This window comes from Streptomyces sp. DSM 40868 (assembly GCF_011820545.1).
GTDB classification, from domain to species: domain Bacteria; phylum Actinomycetota; class Actinomycetes; order Streptomycetales; family Streptomycetaceae; genus Streptomyces; species Streptomyces eurythermus.
On the sequence record NZ_CP050504.1, the window covers coordinates 1,556,099 to 1,575,359 of the forward strand.

Genomic DNA, 19,261 nt, shown 5'->3' on the forward strand with positions numbered 1-19,261 from the left:
GTCAGGCCCGCAGCGCGCCCATCCGGCCCTCCAGGCGGCCGAGCAGCTCGGCCAGCAGTGCGGCCAGTCCCTCCTGGTCCCCCGGGGGCAGGACGGACAGCACGGCCGTCTCGTAGGCGAGTTGGTCGGGCAGGATGCCGTCGACCAGGCCGCGGCCCGCGTCGGTGAGCCGGACGTGGGCCACCCGCCGGTCGCGGGTGTCGCCGCGCCGTTCGACCAGGCCGCGCTCGGTCAGCTGCTTGAGCCGCTTGGTCACGGCGGCCCCGGAGGAGAAGGTCTCCCGGGCCAGCTCCCCCGGGGTCAGTTCGTGGCCGGTGCGGCGCAACGCGCCGAGCAGGTCGAACTCGGCGCGGCTCAGGCCGGCCCGGCGCAGCGGGGCGTCCTCGGCCTGCTGGAGCAGGGCCGCGCAGCGGTTGATCCGGCCGATGATCTCCATCGGCCCGGTGTCCAGCTCGGGGTGGACGGCCTGCCACTGGCGGACGACGGCGGAGACGGTGTCGCCGCGCGCGGGACCGGGGCCGGCCCCGGTCGGGGCTCCGGTCGCGTCGCTTCCGGGCGTCGGTCCGCCGTTCGTCGCCGTCATGGCCGTGTGTCCTCCGTCGTCCTGTCCGGGTCCCGGTCGCCGCCCGGCGCCCGGCCCGGGTCCTCGTCCCGGTCCTGCGGTACGAGCCCCTGGCGCCGTACCGTCGCCGCGAGCGTACGGTGTCCGGCCTGTTCGGTGAGCACCACCCGGTCCTCGGGCAGGGCGCGCTGCCACCACTCGCCGGCGGCGGCGTCGGCCGTGGCGCGCAGGTCGACCAGGGCGGCGGCCAGGGTGCGGCGGGCGGACTCCAGGGCGCGCGGCTGCGGGTGCGGTTCGGCGAGCAGGCGGGCGGCGTGCTCGCGGGCGCGCTCGGCGGCGGTCAGCGCGTGGTCCAGGCGGGCGCCGGCGCGCCGGTTGGTGACGGCGACGGCGGCGGCGAAGCCGACCAGTGCGCCGATGAGGGTGTCCACGATCCGGTCGGTGATCAGGTCGGCCGTGTCCTGGCTGCGCGCGAACTCGGTGATGAGCAGCGCCATCGGGGTGACGCAGACGCTGCCCAGCCAGTAGTTGCGGCCGATCAGCGCCTCGGCGCCGAAGTTGAGGGCGAGCGAGACCAGCACCAGGGCGGCGGGGTGCAGATGGGTGAGCGGGGCGAGGGCGGCGAAGACGAGGACGCCGACGAGGTTGCCGACGACCCGCTGGACGGCCCGGCTCCAGGTGAGGGTGACGTTGACCTGGTAGAGGGACGCGGCGGTGACCAGCGCCCAGTAGGGGCGGCCGACGCCGAGGGCGAGGGCGGCGTACCCGGCGAGGGCGCAGCCGAGCGCGGTGCGTACGGCCAGCGGGGCGAGGGGGGCGAGGCGGTGCCGCAGGGAACGGGGCGGCAGGGGCTGTTCGGCGGCGACGCCGAGGAGTTCGTCGGCGTCGCCGCCCGACGGCACGACGCGCGGGACCCGGCCTGTGCCGCGCAGCGCGCGGGACCAGGAGCGCAGACGCGCGGGGGAGGTGTCGGCGGGCGCGGCGAGGGCGACCTCGGCGCGGACCAGGAGGTGTTCGAGGGCGCGCCGGGTGCCGTCGGGGCGGGCGCCGGCGGCGAGCAGCGACTGCCAGGCGGCGTGGATCGCGGCGGCGCAGGCGGCGCGGGCCCGGGCGTGGCCGTCGCCGGTGCCGCGGGTGCCGGCGTACGCGGCGGCGGCGTTCAGGGCCTGGGCGGTGGCCCGGCGCTCGGGGCCGTGCGGGCGCAGCAGCCCGGGTGCCATGCAGACCAGCCAGGCCCAGGCACCGGCGGCCAGGGCCAGCCCGATGTGCCCGGGCAGCCGGCCGGGGGTCTGCGGGACGAAGAGCGAGGCGGAGCTGATGAAGGTGAGGACCACATTGCCCGGCGGTCCGACCCGGGTGGCGTCGCAGACCGTCTTCTGGACCGCCGCGAGGACGGCGCCGACGGTGACGAGGATTACGGCGTTCGTGGTCAGCGCCGAGGCGAGCAGGGCCACCGCGAGGCCGCCGACCATGCCGAGCACGACCCGGGCCAGGGTGCGGGCGCGGGCCGCGTAGGGCCGGTTGTGGCCGTAGAGCGCACACAGCGAACCGGCCATCGTGTACATGGCGAGATCGAGCCTGCCGAGCGCGAGCAGCGTCAGGTTGGGCGGGGCGACCGAGACGACCGCGCTCAGCGCGGGCTTGAACCAGATGTCGGAGGGACGGCCGAGGCGGAGCGCTCCGGCGAGGGGAAGACGGTGGGGGGTCGCACTGCTCATACCATCAATTTAACACGTGTTTTACTCGTAAAATAATGGTCGCGGTCAGGGGGTGACCACGCGTGCTCCCCCGGATGCTCCCCGCGTACCCCCTTGCGCTCGCGTGCGCTCCGCCGCCCCGGGGCATGGCGTCCCTGGAACGGGTCCGGAGCTTCTCCGGAGCGACCGTCGAGCGGGAGGTGCGCATGCACGGACCGGTGTCGACAGCCTGGCTGCTGGTGGCGCTGTGCGCGGCGACCGGGGCCTACTGCCTGCTGCGGATGCGCAGCGGCGTGGCCGAGCAGCGCCGGGCCGCGGGCGGCGAGGCGCTGATGGGCTTCGGCATGGCCGCGATGGCCGTGCCGGCGGCGGTGTTCACACCGCCGGGGTGGGCGTGGCCGGTGTACGCGGCCGTGTTCGGCGCGGCGGCGCTGCGCGCGCTGTGGGCCGTGCGCGACGGCATCGACCATCTGCACCACCTGGTGGGCAGCGCGGCGATGGTCTACATGGCGGTGGCGATGGCCGGCGCCCCGCCCGCCGCCCATCACGGTCACGGCGGCACCGGCATACCCCTGCTGACCGGCGCCCTGCTGCTCTACTTCACCGGCTATGTGCTGCTCTCCGGTGCCCGGCTGGTGCCCGCCGCCGCTCCCGTGGCCGGGGCCGCGCCGGACCGCTGGGGCGACCGCCCGGAACTGGCCCGCGCGTGCCGGCTGTCGATGGGGATCGGCATGGTGGCAATGCTGCTGGCGATGTGAGGGCGACATCGGGGGCGACGCGTTCGCACGGGTACGGGTGTCCTCGGAAGTACCGGTGTCCGTGGACGTCCGCGACGAGCCGGGCGGTCTCCGCGCGCTTCCGGTCATGCCGGGCTTGGCCGCGGCCGCCGTATCCACAAAGATCGCGGCATGCGCGATCGTCCCACCGCTCCCCCTCCGCCGCCGCCCTCCTCCGCATCCCCGCCGCCGGCCTCCTCCGGTTCCCCGCCGCACCGCGCGGCGGGCCGGGCCGCCGTGGCGGCCGCCCTGGTGCTCGGGGTCTGCTCGGTCCTGCTGCTGGTCCTCGTCGCGGTGCGCTGGCACCCGCTTCTCGCGCTGGACGGCGACATCGCCCGCGCCACCCACCGCTGGGCGGTCCGCGACCGGGCGGTGACGCAGGCGTGCCGGGTGCTGACGGACTGGGTGTGGGACCCGCTGACCATGCGCCTGGTGTGCGCGGCGGCCGCCGGATGGCTGGTCTGGCGCCGCGCGGCGTGGTGGACCGCGCTGTGGCTGGCGGGCGCCGTCGCGCTGGCGACGATCGTGCAGCAGTCGGTGAAGGCCGCCGTCGGCCGCCCCCGCCCGGTCTGGCCGGACCCCGTCGACTCCGCCCACTACGCGGCCTTCCCGTCCGGTCACGCGCTGACCGCGACCGTGGTCTGCGGCCTGCTGCTGTGGCTGCTGCGCCGGCACGGCGCGGGCCGCGCCCTGTGGCGTACGGCGGTGGCGGCGGCGGTCGTCTCGGTGGCCGGAGTGGGCGTCACCCGGGTCTGGCTGGGCGTCCACTGGGCCTCGGACGTGCTCGGCGGCTGGCTGTTCGGCGCGCTGCTGGTGGCGCTGGCGGTGCTGGTGTACGAGCGGGCGCGGAAACGGCCGGGGGCCCCGGAGCGCCGGCGCGGGTAAAGTCGCGCGCATGACCGCCGTGTTGTTCGACTTCTCCGGGACGCTGTTCCGCGTCGAGTCCACCGAGTCCTGGCTGCGCGCGGTACTGACCGAGACCGGACATCGCCTCCCCGGACCCGAACTCACCCGTCTGGCCCGGGCATTGGAGGAGGCGGGCGCGCTGCCGGGCGGTACGGCGCCGAAGGAGGTGCCGGCGGACCTGGCCGGTCTCTGGGCGGTCCGGGACGAGAGCGCGCGGCAGCATCGGGCCGCGTACACGGGCCTGTCCCGCCGGGTGCCGCTGCCGGACCCCGCTCTGCACGACGCCTTGTACGAGCGCCACATGACACCGGCCGCCTGGACCCCGTACCCGGACGCTCCCGAGGTGCTGCGCACCCTGCGCGAGCGCGGGATCGGCGTCGGTGTGGTCAGCAACATCGGCTGGGATCCGCGCCCGGTGTTCCGCGCGCACGGGCTCGACCGTTACGTGGACACCTACGTGCTGTCGTACGAACACGGCGTGCAGAAGCCGGATCCACGGCTGTTCGCGGTCGCCTGTGAGGCGCTCGGGGCGGATCCGCGGCGAGTGGTAATGGTCGGCGACAGCAGGGCGGCGGACGGCGGGGCGGCCGCGCTCGGCTGCCGAGTCCACTTCGTGGACCATCTGCCCGTGAACCGGCGCCCGGACGCGCTACTGCCGGTGCTGGACCTGGTCGTGTGAGCGTGCCCGCCGGATGCCTGGCGCGCTGTGCCGTCCGTCTGAGACGATCCCCCGCGTCGCCCCAGACGGACGGCTTCTCCGGGCGGCCCGAACACACGGGTGCCCCGATGCGTTGAGTATAGTTGGCTGGCAGCCAGTCAACGCAGGAGTTACAGGATGTCCCCGCGCAGCGCTTCGGTCAATGAAGAATTGCGGCGGCGTTCCAGGGAACGGCTGTTGCAGGCCGCCGTCGAACTGGTGGGCGAGCGTGGGTTCGAGGCCACGACGCTGGGTGATATCGCCGACCGGGCCGGTTCGGCACGTGGACTGGTGTCGTACTACTTCCCCGGCAAGCGCCAGTTGGTGCAGTCCGCCGTGCACCGGCTGATGCACCGCACGCTGGAGGAGGCGCTGGAGCGGGAGCCGCGCACCGAGGACGGCCGGGAACGGCTGGCCCGGGCCATCGACGCGATCCTCGGCCTGGCCCGGGACCGGCCGGTGCTGATGCGCCAGCACATGGCGGGCCTGCTCCACGCCGAGGGCTTCGTGCAGTGCCCGGAGCAGCGCCGGCTGGCGGAGCTGCTCGGCGAGACCGTGGCCCGCTACGGTTCGCAGACGGTCTCGGCCGACTACCCGATGCTGCGGGCCCTGTTGATGGGCGCGGTCTACGCGGCGCTGGTGCCGGGCGTGCCGATGCCCGTACCGGTGCTGCGGGCCGAGCTGTTCCAGCGGTACGGGCTGGACTGGGAGATGGGCGTGCCCCCCGAGAGCGCGCCGGACGCGAGGGTGGAGGAGGACCTGTCCCGGTTCTTCGCCACGGAGGAACGGCCGGAGCGGGCCTGAGCGAGATCGGCGGTCGCCGAGAGACCGGTCACCGAGGGGGCGGCACCCGCTGCCGGGCGACCGGACACCCGGTGCGCTCGCCCGGTCACGCCCCTGACGAGCGCGTACGCGTCCGGATCACTCCACCGGCCCTGCCCGACCGGGCCTCGCGGTGCCATGCTGGAAGCGTCCGCACGCCCCTCCTTCGGGCAAGGAGTACCGCTGTGCTGCGTGTCGCCGTCGTCGGATCCGGGCCGAGCGGGTGTTACACCGCCCAGAGCCTGGTGCAGCGTGACCCGGGGGTCCTGGTGGACGTCCTGGACCGGCTGCCGTGCCCCTACGGCCTGGTCCGCTACGGCGTCGCACCCGACCACGAGAAGATCAAGTCCCTCCAGGGCAGCCTGCGGACGGTGCTGGAGCACGAGCGGGTGCGGTTCCTCGGCGGGGTCCGGGTGGGCGGCCCCGGCGGTGTCCCGGTGGAACGGCTGAGGGGGCTGTACCACGCGGTGGTGTACTGCGTGGGCGCCGCCAGTGACCGGCGGCTGGGGATCCCCGGCGAGGACCTGCCGGGCAGCTTCTCGGCGACCGAGTTCGTCTCCTGGTACAGCGCGCACCCGGACGCGGCCGACGCCGGCTTCCTGCGCGGGGTGCGGTCGGCGGTGGTCATCGGGGTGGGCAATGTCGCGGTGGACGTCACCCGGATGCTGGTCCGGGGTGCCGCGGAGCTGCGCGGCACGGACATCCCGCAGGCCGCGCTGGACGCGCTGACGGCGAGCGGGCTCACCGAGGTGCACATGGTGGGCCGGCGCGGCCCGGCGCAGGCCCGCTTCACCACCAAGGAGCTGCGCGAACTGGGTGCCCTGCCCGGCACCGACGTGACCGTGGACAAGGACGACCTGGCGCTCGACCCGGCCGACCCCGGCGCGCTGCCGGCCGGGCAGCGCCGCAATGTGGAGGTGCTGCGCGACTGGGCGGCCCGGCCCGCCGAGGCCGCCGCCCGGCGGGTCCGGCTGCGGTTCTTCCTGCGCCCGGTGAAACTGCTCGAAGCCGGCGGCCGGGTGGGTGCCGTCCGCTTCGAGCGCACGGCGCCGGACGACCGGGGCGGCGTGACCGGGACGGGCCGGTACGAGGACCTGCCCGCACAGTTGGTGCTGCGCTCGGTGGGCTATCGCGGAGTGCCCCTGGAGGGGCTGCCGTTCGACCCCGCCGGCGGCACGGTCCCGCATCGCGAGGGTCGCGTCCTGCGCGACGGCGTGCCCGCGCCGGGCGAGTACGTCGCCGGGTGGATCAAGCGCGGCCCGACCGGGGTCATCGGCACCAACCGGCCCTGCGCGAAGGAGACGGTGACCTCGCTGCTCGCGGACGCCCCCGCCCTCGCCCGCGCGGACGTGCCGGCGGATCCGGTCGCCGCGCTCCGGGCGATCGGCGTCGAGCCGGTGCCCTGGGGCGGCTGGCTGGCGATCGAGCGGGCCGAGGCCGAGCTGGGGGCGCGGCTGGGCCGGTGCGTGGTCAAGCTGTCCGACTGGGACGCCCTGCTGGCGGCGGCACGGGTGCCGCAGGCGTCGTAGCGGAGCGAGGCCCCGGGAGGCGGGACACACAGCGGCAACAGACCTGAAATCAACAAACTGTTCAAGACGCTTACGGTCTCCTCCTGTCCGGCTGTCCGAAGGCCCGGCCGTCCGAAGGCCGGGATGCCCTGCCGTCCGGATGTCCGGCTGTCCGTATGCCTGGATGTCCGCGTGCCTGGCCGGATGCCCGGATGTCCGAAGGCGCGGATGTCCGGGTCCCGCCCCGTCCGCCGCAGATGGAGACCTCAGACCTCATGGCCACGACCGCAGCCGCGCACCCCGTCGACGAGATTCCCCCCATCCGGCAGCTGGCCGCCTTCGGGCTCCAGCATGTGCTCGCGATGTACGCGGGCGCCGTCGCGGTGCCGTTGATCGTGGGCGGCGCGATGCGGCTGCCACCGGCCGACCTGGCGTATCTGATCACCGCGGACCTGCTGGTGTGCGGGATCGCCACGCTGATCCAGTGTGTCGGCTTCCGGTGGTTCGGGGTGCGGCTGCCGGTCATGCAGGGGTGCACGTTCGCGGCCGTGTCACCGATGGTGCTCATCGGGACGACGGACGGCGGGCTGCCCGCGATCTACGGCTCCGTGATCGTCGCCGGGCTGGCGATCATGCTGCTGGCGCCGGTCTTCGGCAGGCTGCTGCGCTTCTTCCCACCACTGGTGACCGGCACGGTGATCCTGGTCATCGGGGTCTCGCTGCTGCCGGTCGCGGGCAACTGGGCGGCGGGCGGCGCCGGTTCGAAGGACTTCGGCGAGCCGCGGAACCTGGCGCTGGCCGGCTTCGTACTGGCCGTGGTGCTCGGGGTGCAGCGGTTCGCGCCCGTCTTCCTCTCCCGGATCGCCGTGCTCGTCGGCATCGCGGCCGGGCTCGCGGTCGCCGTGCCGCTGGGGTTCACCGACTTCGGCGGGGTCGCCGACGCCGACTGGCTGGGCATCAGCACGCCGTTCCACTTCGGGGCGCCCGAGTTCCGGGCCTCCGCCATCGCGTCCATGCTGGTGGTGGCTTTGGTGTCGATGACCGAGACCACGGGGGACCTGATCGCCGTGGGCGAACTGACCGGGCGGCGGGCCGAGCCGCGCACGCTGGCCGACGGGCTGCGCGCGGACGGTCTGTCGACCGTGCTGGGCGGGGTGTTCAACACCTTCCCGTACACGGCGTACGCGCAGAACGTGGGCCTGGTGGGCATGACCCGGGTGCGCAGCCGCTGGGTGGTCGCGGCGGCCGGCGGGATCCTGGTGCTGCTCGGTCTGCTGCCCAAGCTGGGCGCGGTGGTCGCGGCGATCCCGGCGCCGGTGCTCGGCGGGGCCGGGCTGGTGATGTTCGGGACGGTCGCGGCGAGCGGGCTGCGGACGCTGAGCCGGGTCGACTTCCGGGGCAACGGCAACCTGACCGTGGTGGCCGTCTCGGTGGCGATCGGCACGCTGCCGGTGGGCGTGCCCACGCTGTACGCGAAGTTCCCGGACTGGTTCCAGACGGTGATGAACAGCGGCATCAGCGCGGGCTGCCTGTCCGCGATCGTGCTGAACCTGCTCTTCAACCATCTTCCGGGGAGGGGTGGTTCAGCCGCCGGCCGGGACGCGGGCGGCGTCACCGAGCCGGGCGGCCTGGCGGTCGGCCGCGGCGAGGATGCTGTCGAGCAGCCCCGGGAAGAGGCTCTCTAGATCGTCCCGGCGCAGGCCGTTCATCTTGGCCGTGCCCCGGTAGACCTGCCGGACGACCCCGCTCTCCCGCAGCACCCGGAAGTGGTGCGTGGAGGTGGACTTGGTCACCGGCAGGTCGAACTGCGAGCAGGTCAACTCCGCTTCTTGGGCTGCCAGTTCACGCACGATCTGCAACCGCATCGGGTCGGACAGCGCGTGCAGCACGGACTCCAGCCGGATGTGCTCACGATCCGGGTGCGGCAGCGCGCGGCCGGTGGCGGCTGTCTCGGTCACGGCGTCCGCCCTTCGTCACGGGACTTCTTCGATGACCATCGTACGAGATCCCTCGTAGTTCGACATCTGCCGTAGTTTCACATTCATCGTAGTACGATGGATGACGTACGAAGGGATCAAGCCGTCCGCGACGAAATGGAGTCCGTCATGCCCGCGCTCTTCGAGCCCCTCACCCTGCGCGAAGTGACCGTCCCGAACCGGGTGTGGATGGCGCCGATGTGCCAGTACTCGGCCGAACCGGAGGGTCCGCTCGCCGGTGTGCCGCACGACTGGCACTTCGCGCACTACGCGGCGCGGGCCGCCGGGGGCACCGGGCTGATCCTGACGGAGGCCACCGCGATCGCCCCCGAGGGCCGGATCTCCCCGTACGACCTCGGACTGTGGAACGACACCCAGGTGGAGGCCTTCCGGCGGATCACCCGCTTCCTCACCGAGCAGGGCACCGTGCCCGGAGTCCAACTCGGCCACGCAGGACGAAAGGCATCGACCGACCGGACCTGGAAGGGGGGCGGTCCCGTCGGACCGGAGGCGCACGGCTGGCAGCCGCTCGCCCCGAGCGCGCTGCCGTTCGGCGAACACCACCCGGTACCGACGGAACTGACGGTTGACCAGATCCAGGAGATCATCGGGCAGTTCGCCGCCGCCGCGCGCCGGGCGCTGGCCGCGGGCTTCGAGACCGTGGAGATCCACGGCGCCCACGGCTACCTGGTCAACGAGTTCCTCTCCCCGCACACCAACCATCGCACGGACGCCTACGGCGGCTCGTACGAGAACCGCACCCGGTTCGCCCTGGAGATCGTGGACGCCGTACGCGAGGTGTGGCCCGCGGAGAAGCCGGTGCTCTTCCGCATCTCCGCCACCGACTGGCTGGACGAGGGCGGCTGGACCGCGGACGACACGGTCCGCTTCGCCCGTGACCTGCACGCCCACGGCGTGGACCTGCTCGACGTCTCCACCGGCGGCAACGCGAACGGCGTCAGCATCCCGACCGGGCCGGGCTACCAGGTGCCGTTCGCCGCCCGGGTGAAGGCCGAGACCCCGCTGCGGGCCGGCGCCGTCGGGCTGATCACCGAGGCCGGGCAGGCCGAGAAGATCCTGGCGAACGGCGAGGCCGACGTGGTCCTGCTCGGCCGCGAGCTGCTCCGCAACCCGTCCTGGGCCCGGCAGGCCGCCCGCGAACTGGGCGCGGAGATCCGGGTGCCGATCCAGTACCACCGCTCGGTCTGACCCTGGTCGGAGGCGGTCGCGGGGCGGCCGGGTGGACCGTCGGTCGGTCCTGGCCGCCCCTGCCGTCACCTCGTGGGCAGCAGTCGTCCCACGGTCTGCTCCAGGCGGGGCAGTGACCGCTGGCCCGCGAGGGCCAGGGCGATGGCGGCCACGACGCCCGCCCACGCGAACGGGCCGAGCGGGGTGCAGCCGAACGCGCGGCTGAGGACCGGGGTCTGGACCACGGCGACGAGCGCCAGCGCGGAGCCCAGCGAGGTCACCTGCACCAGCCGGCTGTCCCGCCGGTCGAGCAGGGTCTGCACCAGCTGGGTGCCGACCACCCCGCACAGGGCCATGGTGCTGGAGCGGCGGGCGGTGCCCGGGGTGAAGCGGCCGATCAGCCAGGCCGTGACCGCGCCCAGACAGGTGGTCAGCGCCCGGTGCCGGATCTGCCGCAGCAGCGGGGCGCCCAGCACCGCGGAGGCGTCCTCCGGCGATCCGCTCCGCGCCCGGACCGTGCCCTGTCCGTCCTCCTTCTCCGTCACCGCCACGGCCATCGACGGGAAGAGGTCGGTGAACAGGTTCACCATCAGCATCTGCCGGGTGGACAGCGGCGCCCGCCCGGACAGCAGGGTCCCGATGATGCCGAAGCCGACCTCGCCCGCGTTGCCGCCGATCAGGATGGCGATGGCGTCGGCCACGCTGTGCCACAGGGCGCGGCCCTCGCCGACCGCGTCGACCAGGACCGTCAGGTCGTCGTCGGTCAGCACGATGTCCGCCGCGTTGCGGGCGGCGGCCGAGCCCCGGGCGCTGATGCCGACGCCGATGTCCGCCGCGCGGATCGCCGCCGCGTCGTTGGCGCCGTCGCCGACCATGCCGACCACCCGGCCGGCGTCCCGCAGCGCCTCCACCACCTGGAGCTTCTGCTCGGGGGCCACCCGGGCCACCACGCCCGCGTCGCGCAGCATCCGGGCCCGGGTGGCGCGGTCGGCGGCGGCCAGCTCGTCGCCGGTGACCACCACCGTGTCCGCGGGCCAGCCCAGGTCGGCGGCGATGGCCCGCGCGGTCTGCGGATGGTCACCGGTGAGCATCACCGGTCGTACGCCCGCCCCGTTGAGCGCGTCCACCAGTGCCATGGAGGTCTCGCGCGGTACGTCGGACAGCGCCAGCAGGCCGATGAACTCCAGGTTCTCCAGCGGCCCTTCGAGGGCCTCGTCCTCCTGCTCGGCAGCGTCGAGGCGCCGTTCGGCCACCGCGAGCACCCGCAGCCCGTCCCCGGCCAGCGCGTGGGCGGTGTCGGCGGCGTGCTCCGGCAGCCCGGCGCAGGCGGGCAGTACGGTCTCGGGGGCCCCCTTGACCACCAGCACGGGCGGGCCGTCCCCGGCGCGGCCGACGGCGGCGGCGTATCCGCGCGCGGCCTCGAACGGCAGGTCGGCGATCCGGGACCAGTCCTGGTCGGGCGGCGCGGCGGCGAGCACGGCCTCGTCGGTGGCGTGCACCGGCCGGCCGGAGCCGCCGTCGAGCTGCGGGCAGGCCCGCGCCGCGGCCCGTACGATCTCCTCCGCGCCGGCGTCGTCCACGGCGTGGATCTCGCCCTCGGTGTCGGCGGTGCGCACCAGGCGCAGCCGGTTCTCGGTGAGCGTGCCGGTCTTGTCGAAGCAGATGGTGTCCATGCGGCCCAGCGCCTCCAGGGTGCGCGGGGTGCGCACCAGGACTCCGCCCCGGCTCAGCCGGCGGGCCGCGGCCAGCTGGGCGACCGTCGCCACCAGCGGCAGCCCCTCCGGTACGGCGGCCACGGCCACCGCGACCCCGCCGCTGACCGCCTCGCGGATCGGGGTGCCGCGCAGCAGCGCCAGGCCCGTCACGGCGGCGCCGCCTCCCAGGGTCAGCGGCAGCGCCTTGCGGCTCAGTTCCTGGAGCCGGGCCTGTACTCCGCCGGCCGGGGGCGTGCGCGCGGCGAGGTGGACGGCGCGGGCGGCCTCGGTGCGGTCTCCGGTGTCGACCACGACGGCCCGGGCCTCGCCCGCCACCACCGTCGTCCCTTCGAAGACCATGCAGCGCCGGTCGGCCACGGCGGCGTGCGGGGTGGGGTCGGTCTGCTTCTCCACGGGCAGCGACTCGCCGGTGAGCGCGGACTCGTCGACCTCCAGGCCCTCCTGCCACAGCAGCCGGGCGTCGGCGGGCACCACGTCGTCCGTCTTCAGCTGGATCACGTGACCGGGCCGGAGCCCGCCGGCCTCCACGGTGCGGGTGCCGCCGGCCGGGGCGTCGGTCTGCGGCGGCACCAGGCGGGCCTTCTGCTTCTGTTCCGCGACGAGTCCGGACAGCGCCCGCTCGGCCCGTAGCCGCTGGAGGCCGCCGACCAGGGCGTTGAGGTCCAGGGCGCCGACGACGAGCAGCGCGTCCACGACCGAGCCGAGGATCGCCGACGCCGCCGAGCCGACGGCCAGCACGGGGGTGAGCGGGTCCTGGAGTTCGCTCCGGACGGCCCGGCCGAGCCGGTAGGACCAGCGGACGGGCGCGGCGGCCGGGTGCCCGGTGACGCTCTTGGCCGCCTTGCGCACCCGGGTGGTCAGCGCGTCGGCCCCGGTGTCGGCGGCCGGTTCCCGGGCCAGCCGGTCCCGGGCCTCGTCCGCGTCCAGCTCGTGCCAGTGCACCCGGGGGCGCGGGTGCGGGGCGCGGGCCGCCGCCACGCCGAGGGCGGCGCGCACCCCGGACAGCAGCGCGGAGGCGGCGCCCGCGTCGACCGGCGCGTGCCGCAGCCCCGGCAGCACGGACCGGCGGCCCCTACCGCCGCCGGACTCGCCGACGGCGACGAGCAGCCCGGACAGCGCGGCGCCGGAGCGGGCCAGCGTCTGCGCGCGGCGGCCGACCCGGCGGGCGGCCGGGATCGCGGTCAGGACCCGCCACACGTCGGGCAGGCCGTGCAGGGCGAGCAGGTCCGCGCCCCAGACGACCGCGCCGTCCCGGTCGGTCAGGGCGAGGGCGATGTCGGCGGCGCGCAGGGCGGCCAGGACGTCGTGTTCGGCGGCCGTGCGCACCCGCGCGACCACCAGGACGGCACCCTCCTCGCCGCGCGCCTCGTACACCACGTCGTCCAGCGGCCGACGGGGGTCGACGACCTGGTCGGCGAGGCCGGTGAAGTCCTCCAGGGCCGGATCGTCCACGAGGACGACCCGCAGTCCGGCCCGGCGGGCCGCGTCCAGCACCGGTTCGGTCCACGGGTCCGGCTCGCCGTCCTCGGTGCGCAGCGCGCCGGGGTGCACTATGACGGTGCCGGCCATCTCCAGCTGGCGCAGCCGCTCGGGGGCGCGGACCAGTACGCCGGTGCGGGCCAGCGCGCCGGAGAGTACGGCGTGGAAGGCGGCCGGGCCGTAGCGGGCGGCCTTCGGGGAGCCGGCCAGCACCGCCTCCGCCGCCTCGGCGGTGTCGTGCTTGACCAGCAGAGTGGCCGCCGCGCCCAGCACGCTGCCCGCGGAGGCGTGGGCGGCGTACTCCTGGGCCGGGGAGACCCGCAGCGGCGGGCGGGGCGAGCCGTCCGGGGCGATGCTGACCCGCTGCGGAGCGCACAGCCGGTCGTGCACCGCGTCGAAGGCGGTCGAGCGGGCCACCGTCTCGGCCACCTGGCAGGCGCGCAGGACGCCGTCGAGCACCAGCGAGGTGGGGCTCTGCCCGGCGCCGTGCACGGCCGCGTTGGCGCAGGCCAGTGCGAGGTCCATCCTGTCGTCACCGAGCCGGGCGCGCAGCCAGGCGCGGAAGCGCGGGTTCTCCCGCAGCAGGGTCACGGCGGCGGTCACCATCCGGGGGGAGGGCGGCAGCCGCAGGGTGTAGGCGGTCAGGGCCACGGCGATCCCGACGGCGTCGGCGGCGAGCGTGGCCGCGGCGGCGCGCACCCCCGCCGGGTCGGCCGGGTGCGTGGTCTCGGTGTCGTCGCCGCCGGCCAGCGCCAGGCCGTGCCGTTCGGCCAGGTCCGCGGCGTGCGCCAGGACCCGGTCGGCGGCCTCTTCGCCGGTCGCGGTCACCACCAGGCGGGCGAGCCCCTGGTCCCAGTAGGCGACGAGCACCTCGGGGTGTTCCCGCAGTGCCTCGGCCACCCGGCGCGCCAGGTGCGCGGTGCCGCCGGCGCGCCGCGCCTGGTCCCGTTCCAGGGGACGTACGGCCAGATGGGCGCGGGCGCCGGAGCGCCAGTGGGTACCGGCGCCGGGCAGCGCGTTGCGGGCCACCCGGGCGACCCGGGCGGCGGTGTCCGCGCCGCGCACACCGGCGCGCGCGGTACTCGCGGCGGCACCGGCGGCCATGCCGACCGCCGGTGCCGCCGCCCGCGCGAGCAGGCGTGGTGCCGCGGGCAGCAGCCGTACGGCGGCTGTCGGTGCCGTCAGCAGTCCGGCCACCTCGACCTCCTAGAGCGTGGTGCGGTCGGGCCGGGCGGTCGGCCCGAGCGGGCCCGAGGACGTCCTGGTCCCCGTCCCGGCGCCGTGGTCGGCCGCGGGCGGCCCGGGCGCCGTTGCGTGTCCCGTTCCCTTGGCGCGCCCGGGGGCATGGCCGGCCGTATGGCTCCCGCTGCCACCCGGCGCGCCCTCGACCACCCGGCCGTGTCCGGCGCCGGACCTGAGGGCCGCGGTGCCGAGGTCGTGCGCGGGATCCGGGCGCTGCGTGCCGGCGTCCGCGCCCCGCGCCGGCTGGTCGGGCCGGGGCTGGGTGAGCCAGGCCACCGCCGCGCCGGTGAGCGCCACGGGCCACTCCACCACACCCGCCACGCCGAGCACCCCGGCGCCCGTGTACACCGCCATGCGCCGGCCTCGGGGCGAGACCGCGCCGATCCTGTCGAGTGTCCCCTCGGCGGCCCTGCCCACCGTTCCGGCGCCGGGCACCCTGCGCAGGACCGAGGCGGCGCCGCGCAGGGGCGCCGTGAGGACCGACGACGACTTCTGCTCAGCCATGACTCTCCACGGGGGTGAGATCGCCTAACGTGCCCACCGAGTGCCCGCGACCGCGCTGGTCATCCCCTCTTTCCAGGGGAGGCCCGCTGCTACCAGGAAACCTCTCGGGCCCGCGCGACGCCACCCCCGGCCCGGCCGGGAGAGCGGACGCCGGGGGGCATGGGGGGCGCCCTGCGCTGAGGGGCATACGGGATACGGCGATCCCCCGCCGGGCGGTGCGCACCGCCCGGCCGTCCCCTGCCGGACCGGTGCGCCTGAGCAGGTGATCAACCCACCGTGCACGCGCTTCCGTTGAGGCTGAACGCGGTCGGCGCCGTGCTGTCGCCGGTGTGGGTGGCCTGGTAGCCGAGGGTGACGCTCGCGCCGGGGGCGATGGTGGCGTTGTACGCGGCGTTGGTGGCCGTCACCGCGCCGGTGCGGGTGCCGTAGTCGGCGTTCCAGCCGTTGGTGACGGTCTGGCCGGCCGGGAGGGTGAAGTCGAGTTTCCAGCCGTTCACCGGGGCCGTGCCGGTGTTGGTGACGGTCACGGAGGCGGTCAGACCGGTGCTCCAGGCGCTGACGGCGGTCGTGACCCGGCAGGGGCCGGAGGGCGGCTGCGGGCCGCTGCCGCCGTCGTCGCCGTCGAGGCCGAAGAAGGTGAGGGCGCGGGAGGCCATACCCCAGCTGTAGAGGTTGTGGCCGACGCCCTGGAGGCTGATCGCCTCGACGGGGGCTCGGTCACCGGTGCCGCCGTAGCGGGTGCGGGTCCAGCCGGCGGCGGGGGTGTCGGTGGCGGCGGGGGTCTGGCTCACGCCGAGCACGTTCGTCCACTGCTTGACCGCCTCCCCGAAGTTGGGGTAGCGCAGGGTGTCGTCCTCGGTACCGTGCCACAGCTGCATGCGCGGTCGCGGACCGGTGTGGCCGGGGTAGGCGGCACGCACCAGGTCGCCCCACTGCTGCGCGGTGCGGGTGACGGTGCCGCCGGCACAGGCGCTGTTCCACTCGGAGCCGTCGGTGGTGGCGAAGCAGCCGAAGGGGACGCCGGAGAAGGCGGCGCCCGCCGCGAACACGTCGGGGTAGTCGCCGAGCAGGACGTTGGTCATCATCGCGCCGGAGGAGATGCCGGTGACGAAGATCCGGCCGGTGTCGGCAGCGTAGGTGCGGGTCGCCCAGTCGACCATGGACCGGATGCCGACCGGGTCGCTGCCGCCGTCGTGGCGCAGCGCCTGCGGGGAGGAGACGTCGAAGCACTTGCTGGCGCGGGTGACGGACGGGTACACGAGCACGAATCCGTGCCGGTCGGCCAGCGAGGGCCACTCGGTGCCGGAGTACATCGCGGAGGCGGAGCCGCCACACCAGTGCACGGCCACCACGACCGCCGGGTGCGGGCTGACGTTCTGCGGCACGTAGACGTACATCCGGAGGTTGCTGGGGTTGGCGCCGAATCCGGTGACCTCGGTGAGGGTGGCCGCGGGAACGGCCCCGGTTCGCGCCTGGGCCGGGGGCGCGGCGAGGCCGAGGATCGCGAGGAGCGGCAGCAGGGCGCCCAGCAGGGCGACGAGTGCGGTGCGCGGGCCGGTTCTCGGCTGGTGCGGTGTGGGGGGCACGTCACCTGTCCCTTCCGATGGCGGGTCGTACGGGGCGTGCTGTGTGCGTGTCACGCCGGAGGACCACCCGGCATCGTGGCATGGACACGCGACTCATGGAAGCGCTCCCACCCCTACTTCTCGCGGCCGGAAAAGCGTTGCGCGACCCGTTGACTAGAAAGCGCTTGCATCCTACGGTCCGTTCATCAGCGTGACCGTCCGGCACGCAAGACAGTCGGTCGGTCGACGTGATCCCGCAACTCGGTTCCACATGGCGTACGAGGTTCACGTACGTAACCCCCACAGAGCAGCACCCCACGGAAGAAGGCATTTCGGGACATGACCTCATCAGCGACCTCGCGCGGTCTGCTCGGCGGACTCGCCACGCTCGGACTCACGCTTGGCATGCTCATGACCTCCGGAGCGCCGGCGGACGCGGCCACCTGGCCGACCCCGAACGGCAGCCAGGCGGTCTCCTCCACCATCTCGGTGTCCGGCACCAAGGACTACGGGATGAAGCGGCTGTACGGCAGCGGCGACCTCGGCAGCGACGGCCAGGACGAGGACCAGGGGCCCCTGCTGGAACTGGCCCCCGGCGCGGTCCTCAAGAACGTCGTCATCGGCTCCCCCGCCGCCGACGGCGTCCACTGCCTCGGCAGCTGCACGCTGCAGAACGTCTGGTGGGAGGACGTCGGCGAGGACGCGGCCACCTTCCTCGGCTCCTCGTCGTCCAACGTCTACACCGTCAGCGGCGGCGGGGCGAAGGAGGCGAGCGACAAGGTGTTCCAGTTCAACGGCGCCGGCACGCTGAACGTCTCGAACTTCGCGGTGAAGAACTTCGGCACGTTCGTCCGCTCCTGCGGCAACTGCAAGACCCAGTACAAGCGGACGATCAACCTCAGCGGCATCGAGGCGACCTACAAGGGCAACAAGCTGGTCGGCATCAACACCAACTACGGCGACAGCGCGACCCTGCGGACCATCACCATCGTCGGCGACACCAGCAGGAAGATCGTTCCCTGCCAGAAGTACATCGGCAACAACACCGGCGCCGAACCGACCACCAACGGCTCGGGCCCGGACGGCACCTACTGCAAGTACTCCAGCTCGGACATCACTTACAAGTGAGCCCCGAGGGCCGGGCCGCCGCCGTCGGCGGCCCGGCCGCGGGTCAGGCGCCCGCCGTCCGCCCGCGCCGGCGCCCCGACAGGACCAGGTGGGCGGCCACGCCGAAGACGAGGCCCCAGAAGGCGGAACCGATGCCGAACAGGGTGACGCCGGAGGCGGTGGCCAGGAACGTGATCAGCGCGGCCTCGCGGTCCTTCTCCTCCTTGACCGCGCCGGTGAGCCCCCCGGCGAGCGCCCCGAACAGGGCGACACCCGCGACGGCGGCGACCAGTTCCCCGGGCAGCCCGGCGAAGAAGGCCACCAGCGTCGATCCGAAGGCACCGATCAGCACATAGCAGGCGCCGCAGGAGACACCCGCCACATACCGCCGCCGCGGATCGGGGTGCGCCTCCGGACCGGTGCAGATCGCGGCGGTGATCGCGGCCAGGTTGACCGCGTGCGACCCGAAGGGGGCGAGCACCGTGGACGCCACTCCGGTGGTGCCGATGAGCAGCCGGTCCCCCGGCCGGTAGCCGGAGGCGGAGAGCACCGCCATGCCCGGGGCGTTCTGCGAGGCCAGGGTGGCCACGATCAGCGGCACGGCGATGCCGACGAGCGAGGCGAGGGAGAACTCCGGGGCGGTGAGCACCGGCCGGGCCAGCTCGACCGTGTGGAGGCGGACGTGCAGCCGCGAGGTCGCCGCGCTGCCGGCCACCCCCGCGGCGAGCGCGACGAGCACGGCGTACCGGGGCAGCAGCCGCTTGGCCAGGAGGTAGGCGAGCAGCACGGAACCGGCGATGACCGGCGCCGTCTTCAACGAGGTGAAGACATGGGTGCCGAAGCCGAACAGGATGCCCGCCAGCATCGCCGAGACCACCGCCGCGGGCACCTGGCGCATCAGCCACCCGAACACCCCGGTCAGCCCGATCAGCGCGATGACGGCACCGCTGATCAGGAACGCGCCGACGGCTTCGGCGTAGGGGTACGCGCCGAGGCTCGTCACCAGCAGCGCCGCGCCCGGCGTCGACCAGGCGGTGATGACCGGCATCCGGGTGCGCAGGCTCAGCCCGATGCAGGTCAGGCCGCTGCCCAGGGAGATCGCCCACACCCAGGAGGTGGTCCGCGCGGGATCGAGGTGTCCGGCCGAGGCCGCCGCGAGCACGATGACCAGTGTTCCGGAGTAGGAGACGACGACGGCCACGAAGCCCGCCAGCACGGCCGACAGCGACGCGTCCCGCAGCAGCCGGGGCCGACTGCGCGGCTCCGGTACTGCGGCCGACGGCTCGGTCGGTTGCCCGGCAGCGCGGCCGTGGGGTTCCGGTTCCCCGGCAGACCGGTCGTGCGGCTCCGATCCCCCGGCAGACCGGTCGTGCGGCTCCGGTTCCCCGGACGGCCGTTCGGCCGGTTTCCGGGCGGGGAGGCCGGTGGCGGGCGGGGTGTCCGTCTCGGGGGTCTCGGGGCTCAACTGTCTTCCTCCGCGGCCCGCTTCGGGCCTGTTCCGGTCGGCTTGCGGGCCT

General features: G+C 74.8%; 15 protein-coding genes. 8 read left to right on the forward strand and 7 right to left on the reverse strand.

The window, feature by feature from the left end:
- Position 1: 1 nt before the first annotated feature.
- Together HB370_RS06865 and HB370_RS06870 are read right to left on the reverse strand one after the other, a co-directional pair.
- The gene (locus HB370_RS06865; protein ID WP_030775431.1) at positions 2 to 583 is read right to left on the reverse strand and encodes a MarR family transcriptional regulator; all 582 of its coding nucleotides are present in this window, start codon (positions 581 to 583) and stop codon (positions 2 to 4) included.
- Positions 580 to 2,280, reverse strand: a complete 1,701-nt coding sequence (locus tag HB370_RS06870) for an FUSC family protein (protein ID WP_167512951.1) — start codon at positions 2,278 to 2,280, stop codon at positions 580 to 582. The genes HB370_RS06865 and HB370_RS06870 overlap by 4 nt, the downstream gene beginning before the upstream one ends.
- A gap of 185 nt (positions 2,281 to 2,465) precedes the next feature.
- On the opposite strand from HB370_RS06870, the gene HB370_RS06875 reads away from it, so the two are divergent.
- From HB370_RS06875 to HB370_RS06900, 6 genes are all read left to right on the forward strand, one after another.
- Complete coding sequence (locus HB370_RS06875) at positions 2,466 to 3,017, forward strand: DUF5134 domain-containing protein (RefSeq protein ID WP_030775423.1); 552 nt, start codon at positions 2,466 to 2,468, stop codon at positions 3,015 to 3,017.
- 150 nt (positions 3,018 to 3,167) lie between these two features.
- Positions 3,168 to 3,920: a phosphatase PAP2 family protein gene (locus HB370_RS06880; RefSeq protein WP_078637281.1), complete on the forward strand. Its 753-nt coding sequence runs from the start codon at positions 3,168 to 3,170 to the stop codon at positions 3,918 to 3,920.
- Between the two features lie 10 nt (positions 3,921 to 3,930).
- Positions 3,931 to 4,620: an HAD-IA family hydrolase gene (locus HB370_RS06885; RefSeq protein WP_030775408.1), complete on the forward strand. Its 690-nt coding sequence runs from the start codon at positions 3,931 to 3,933 to the stop codon at positions 4,618 to 4,620.
- A gap of 156 nt (positions 4,621 to 4,776) precedes the next feature.
- The gene (locus HB370_RS06890) at positions 4,777 to 5,442 is read left to right on the forward strand and encodes a TetR/AcrR family transcriptional regulator (RefSeq protein ID WP_030775405.1); all 666 of its coding nucleotides are present in this window, start codon (positions 4,777 to 4,779) and stop codon (positions 5,440 to 5,442) included.
- A gap of 203 nt (positions 5,443 to 5,645) precedes the next feature.
- Entirely contained in the window at positions 5,646 to 6,989 is a 1,344-nt protein-coding gene (locus tag HB370_RS06895; RefSeq protein WP_030775402.1) for an FAD-dependent oxidoreductase, read from the forward strand.
- Positions 6,990 to 7,243: 254 nt separating this feature from the next.
- Positions 7,244 to 8,653 carry a nucleobase:cation symporter-2 family protein gene (locus HB370_RS06900; protein ID WP_037700056.1) on the forward strand — a complete coding sequence of 470 codons (1,410 nt, stop codon included), beginning with the start codon at positions 7,244 to 7,246 and terminating at the stop codon, positions 8,651 to 8,653.
- Here the strand turns inward: HB370_RS06900 and HB370_RS06905 are convergent.
- A complete protein-coding gene (locus HB370_RS06905) occupies positions 8,552 to 8,926 on the reverse strand; it encodes a helix-turn-helix transcriptional regulator (protein WP_030775392.1) in 375 nt (124 codons plus the stop codon). The genes HB370_RS06900 and HB370_RS06905 overlap by 102 nt on opposite strands.
- Positions 8,927 to 9,073: 147 nt before the next feature.
- On the opposite strand from HB370_RS06905, the gene HB370_RS06910 reads away from it, so the two are divergent.
- A complete protein-coding gene (locus HB370_RS06910) occupies positions 9,074 to 10,153 on the forward strand; it encodes an NADH:flavin oxidoreductase/NADH oxidase (protein WP_030775389.1) in 1,080 nt (359 codons plus the stop codon).
- Between the two features lie 65 nt (positions 10,154 to 10,218).
- Here the strand turns inward: HB370_RS06910 and HB370_RS06915 are convergent, their stop codons facing one another.
- The 3 genes from HB370_RS06915 to HB370_RS06925 form a co-directional block, all read right to left on the reverse strand.
- Positions 10,219 to 14,523, reverse strand: a complete 4,305-nt coding sequence (locus tag HB370_RS06915) for a cation-translocating P-type ATPase (RefSeq protein WP_030775386.1) — start codon at positions 14,521 to 14,523, stop codon at positions 10,219 to 10,221.
- Positions 14,524 to 14,532: 9 nt separating this feature from the next.
- Complete coding sequence (locus HB370_RS06920) at positions 14,533 to 15,072, reverse strand: hypothetical protein (protein ID WP_030775383.1); 540 nt, start codon at positions 15,070 to 15,072, stop codon at positions 14,533 to 14,535.
- 266 nt (positions 15,073 to 15,338) lie between these two features.
- On the reverse strand, positions 15,339 to 16,658 hold the full coding sequence (locus HB370_RS06925; protein ID WP_030775379.1) for a PHB depolymerase family esterase: 1,320 nt from the start codon (positions 16,656 to 16,658) through the stop codon (positions 15,339 to 15,341).
- A 318-nt stretch (positions 16,659 to 16,976) separates the two neighbouring features.
- Between HB370_RS06925 and HB370_RS06930 the strand changes: the two genes are divergently transcribed.
- Complete coding sequence (locus HB370_RS06930) at positions 16,977 to 17,765, forward strand: pectate lyase (RefSeq protein ID WP_030775377.1); 789 nt, start codon at positions 16,977 to 16,979, stop codon at positions 17,763 to 17,765.
- Positions 17,766 to 17,808: 43 nt separating this feature from the next.
- On the opposite strand, the gene HB370_RS06935 is transcribed toward HB370_RS06930, so the two are convergent.
- Positions 17,809 to 18,987, reverse strand: a complete 1,179-nt coding sequence (locus HB370_RS06935; RefSeq protein ID WP_051815223.1) for a benzoate/H(+) symporter BenE family transporter — start codon at positions 18,985 to 18,987, stop codon at positions 17,809 to 17,811.
- Positions 18,988 to 19,261 lie beyond the last annotated feature (274 nt).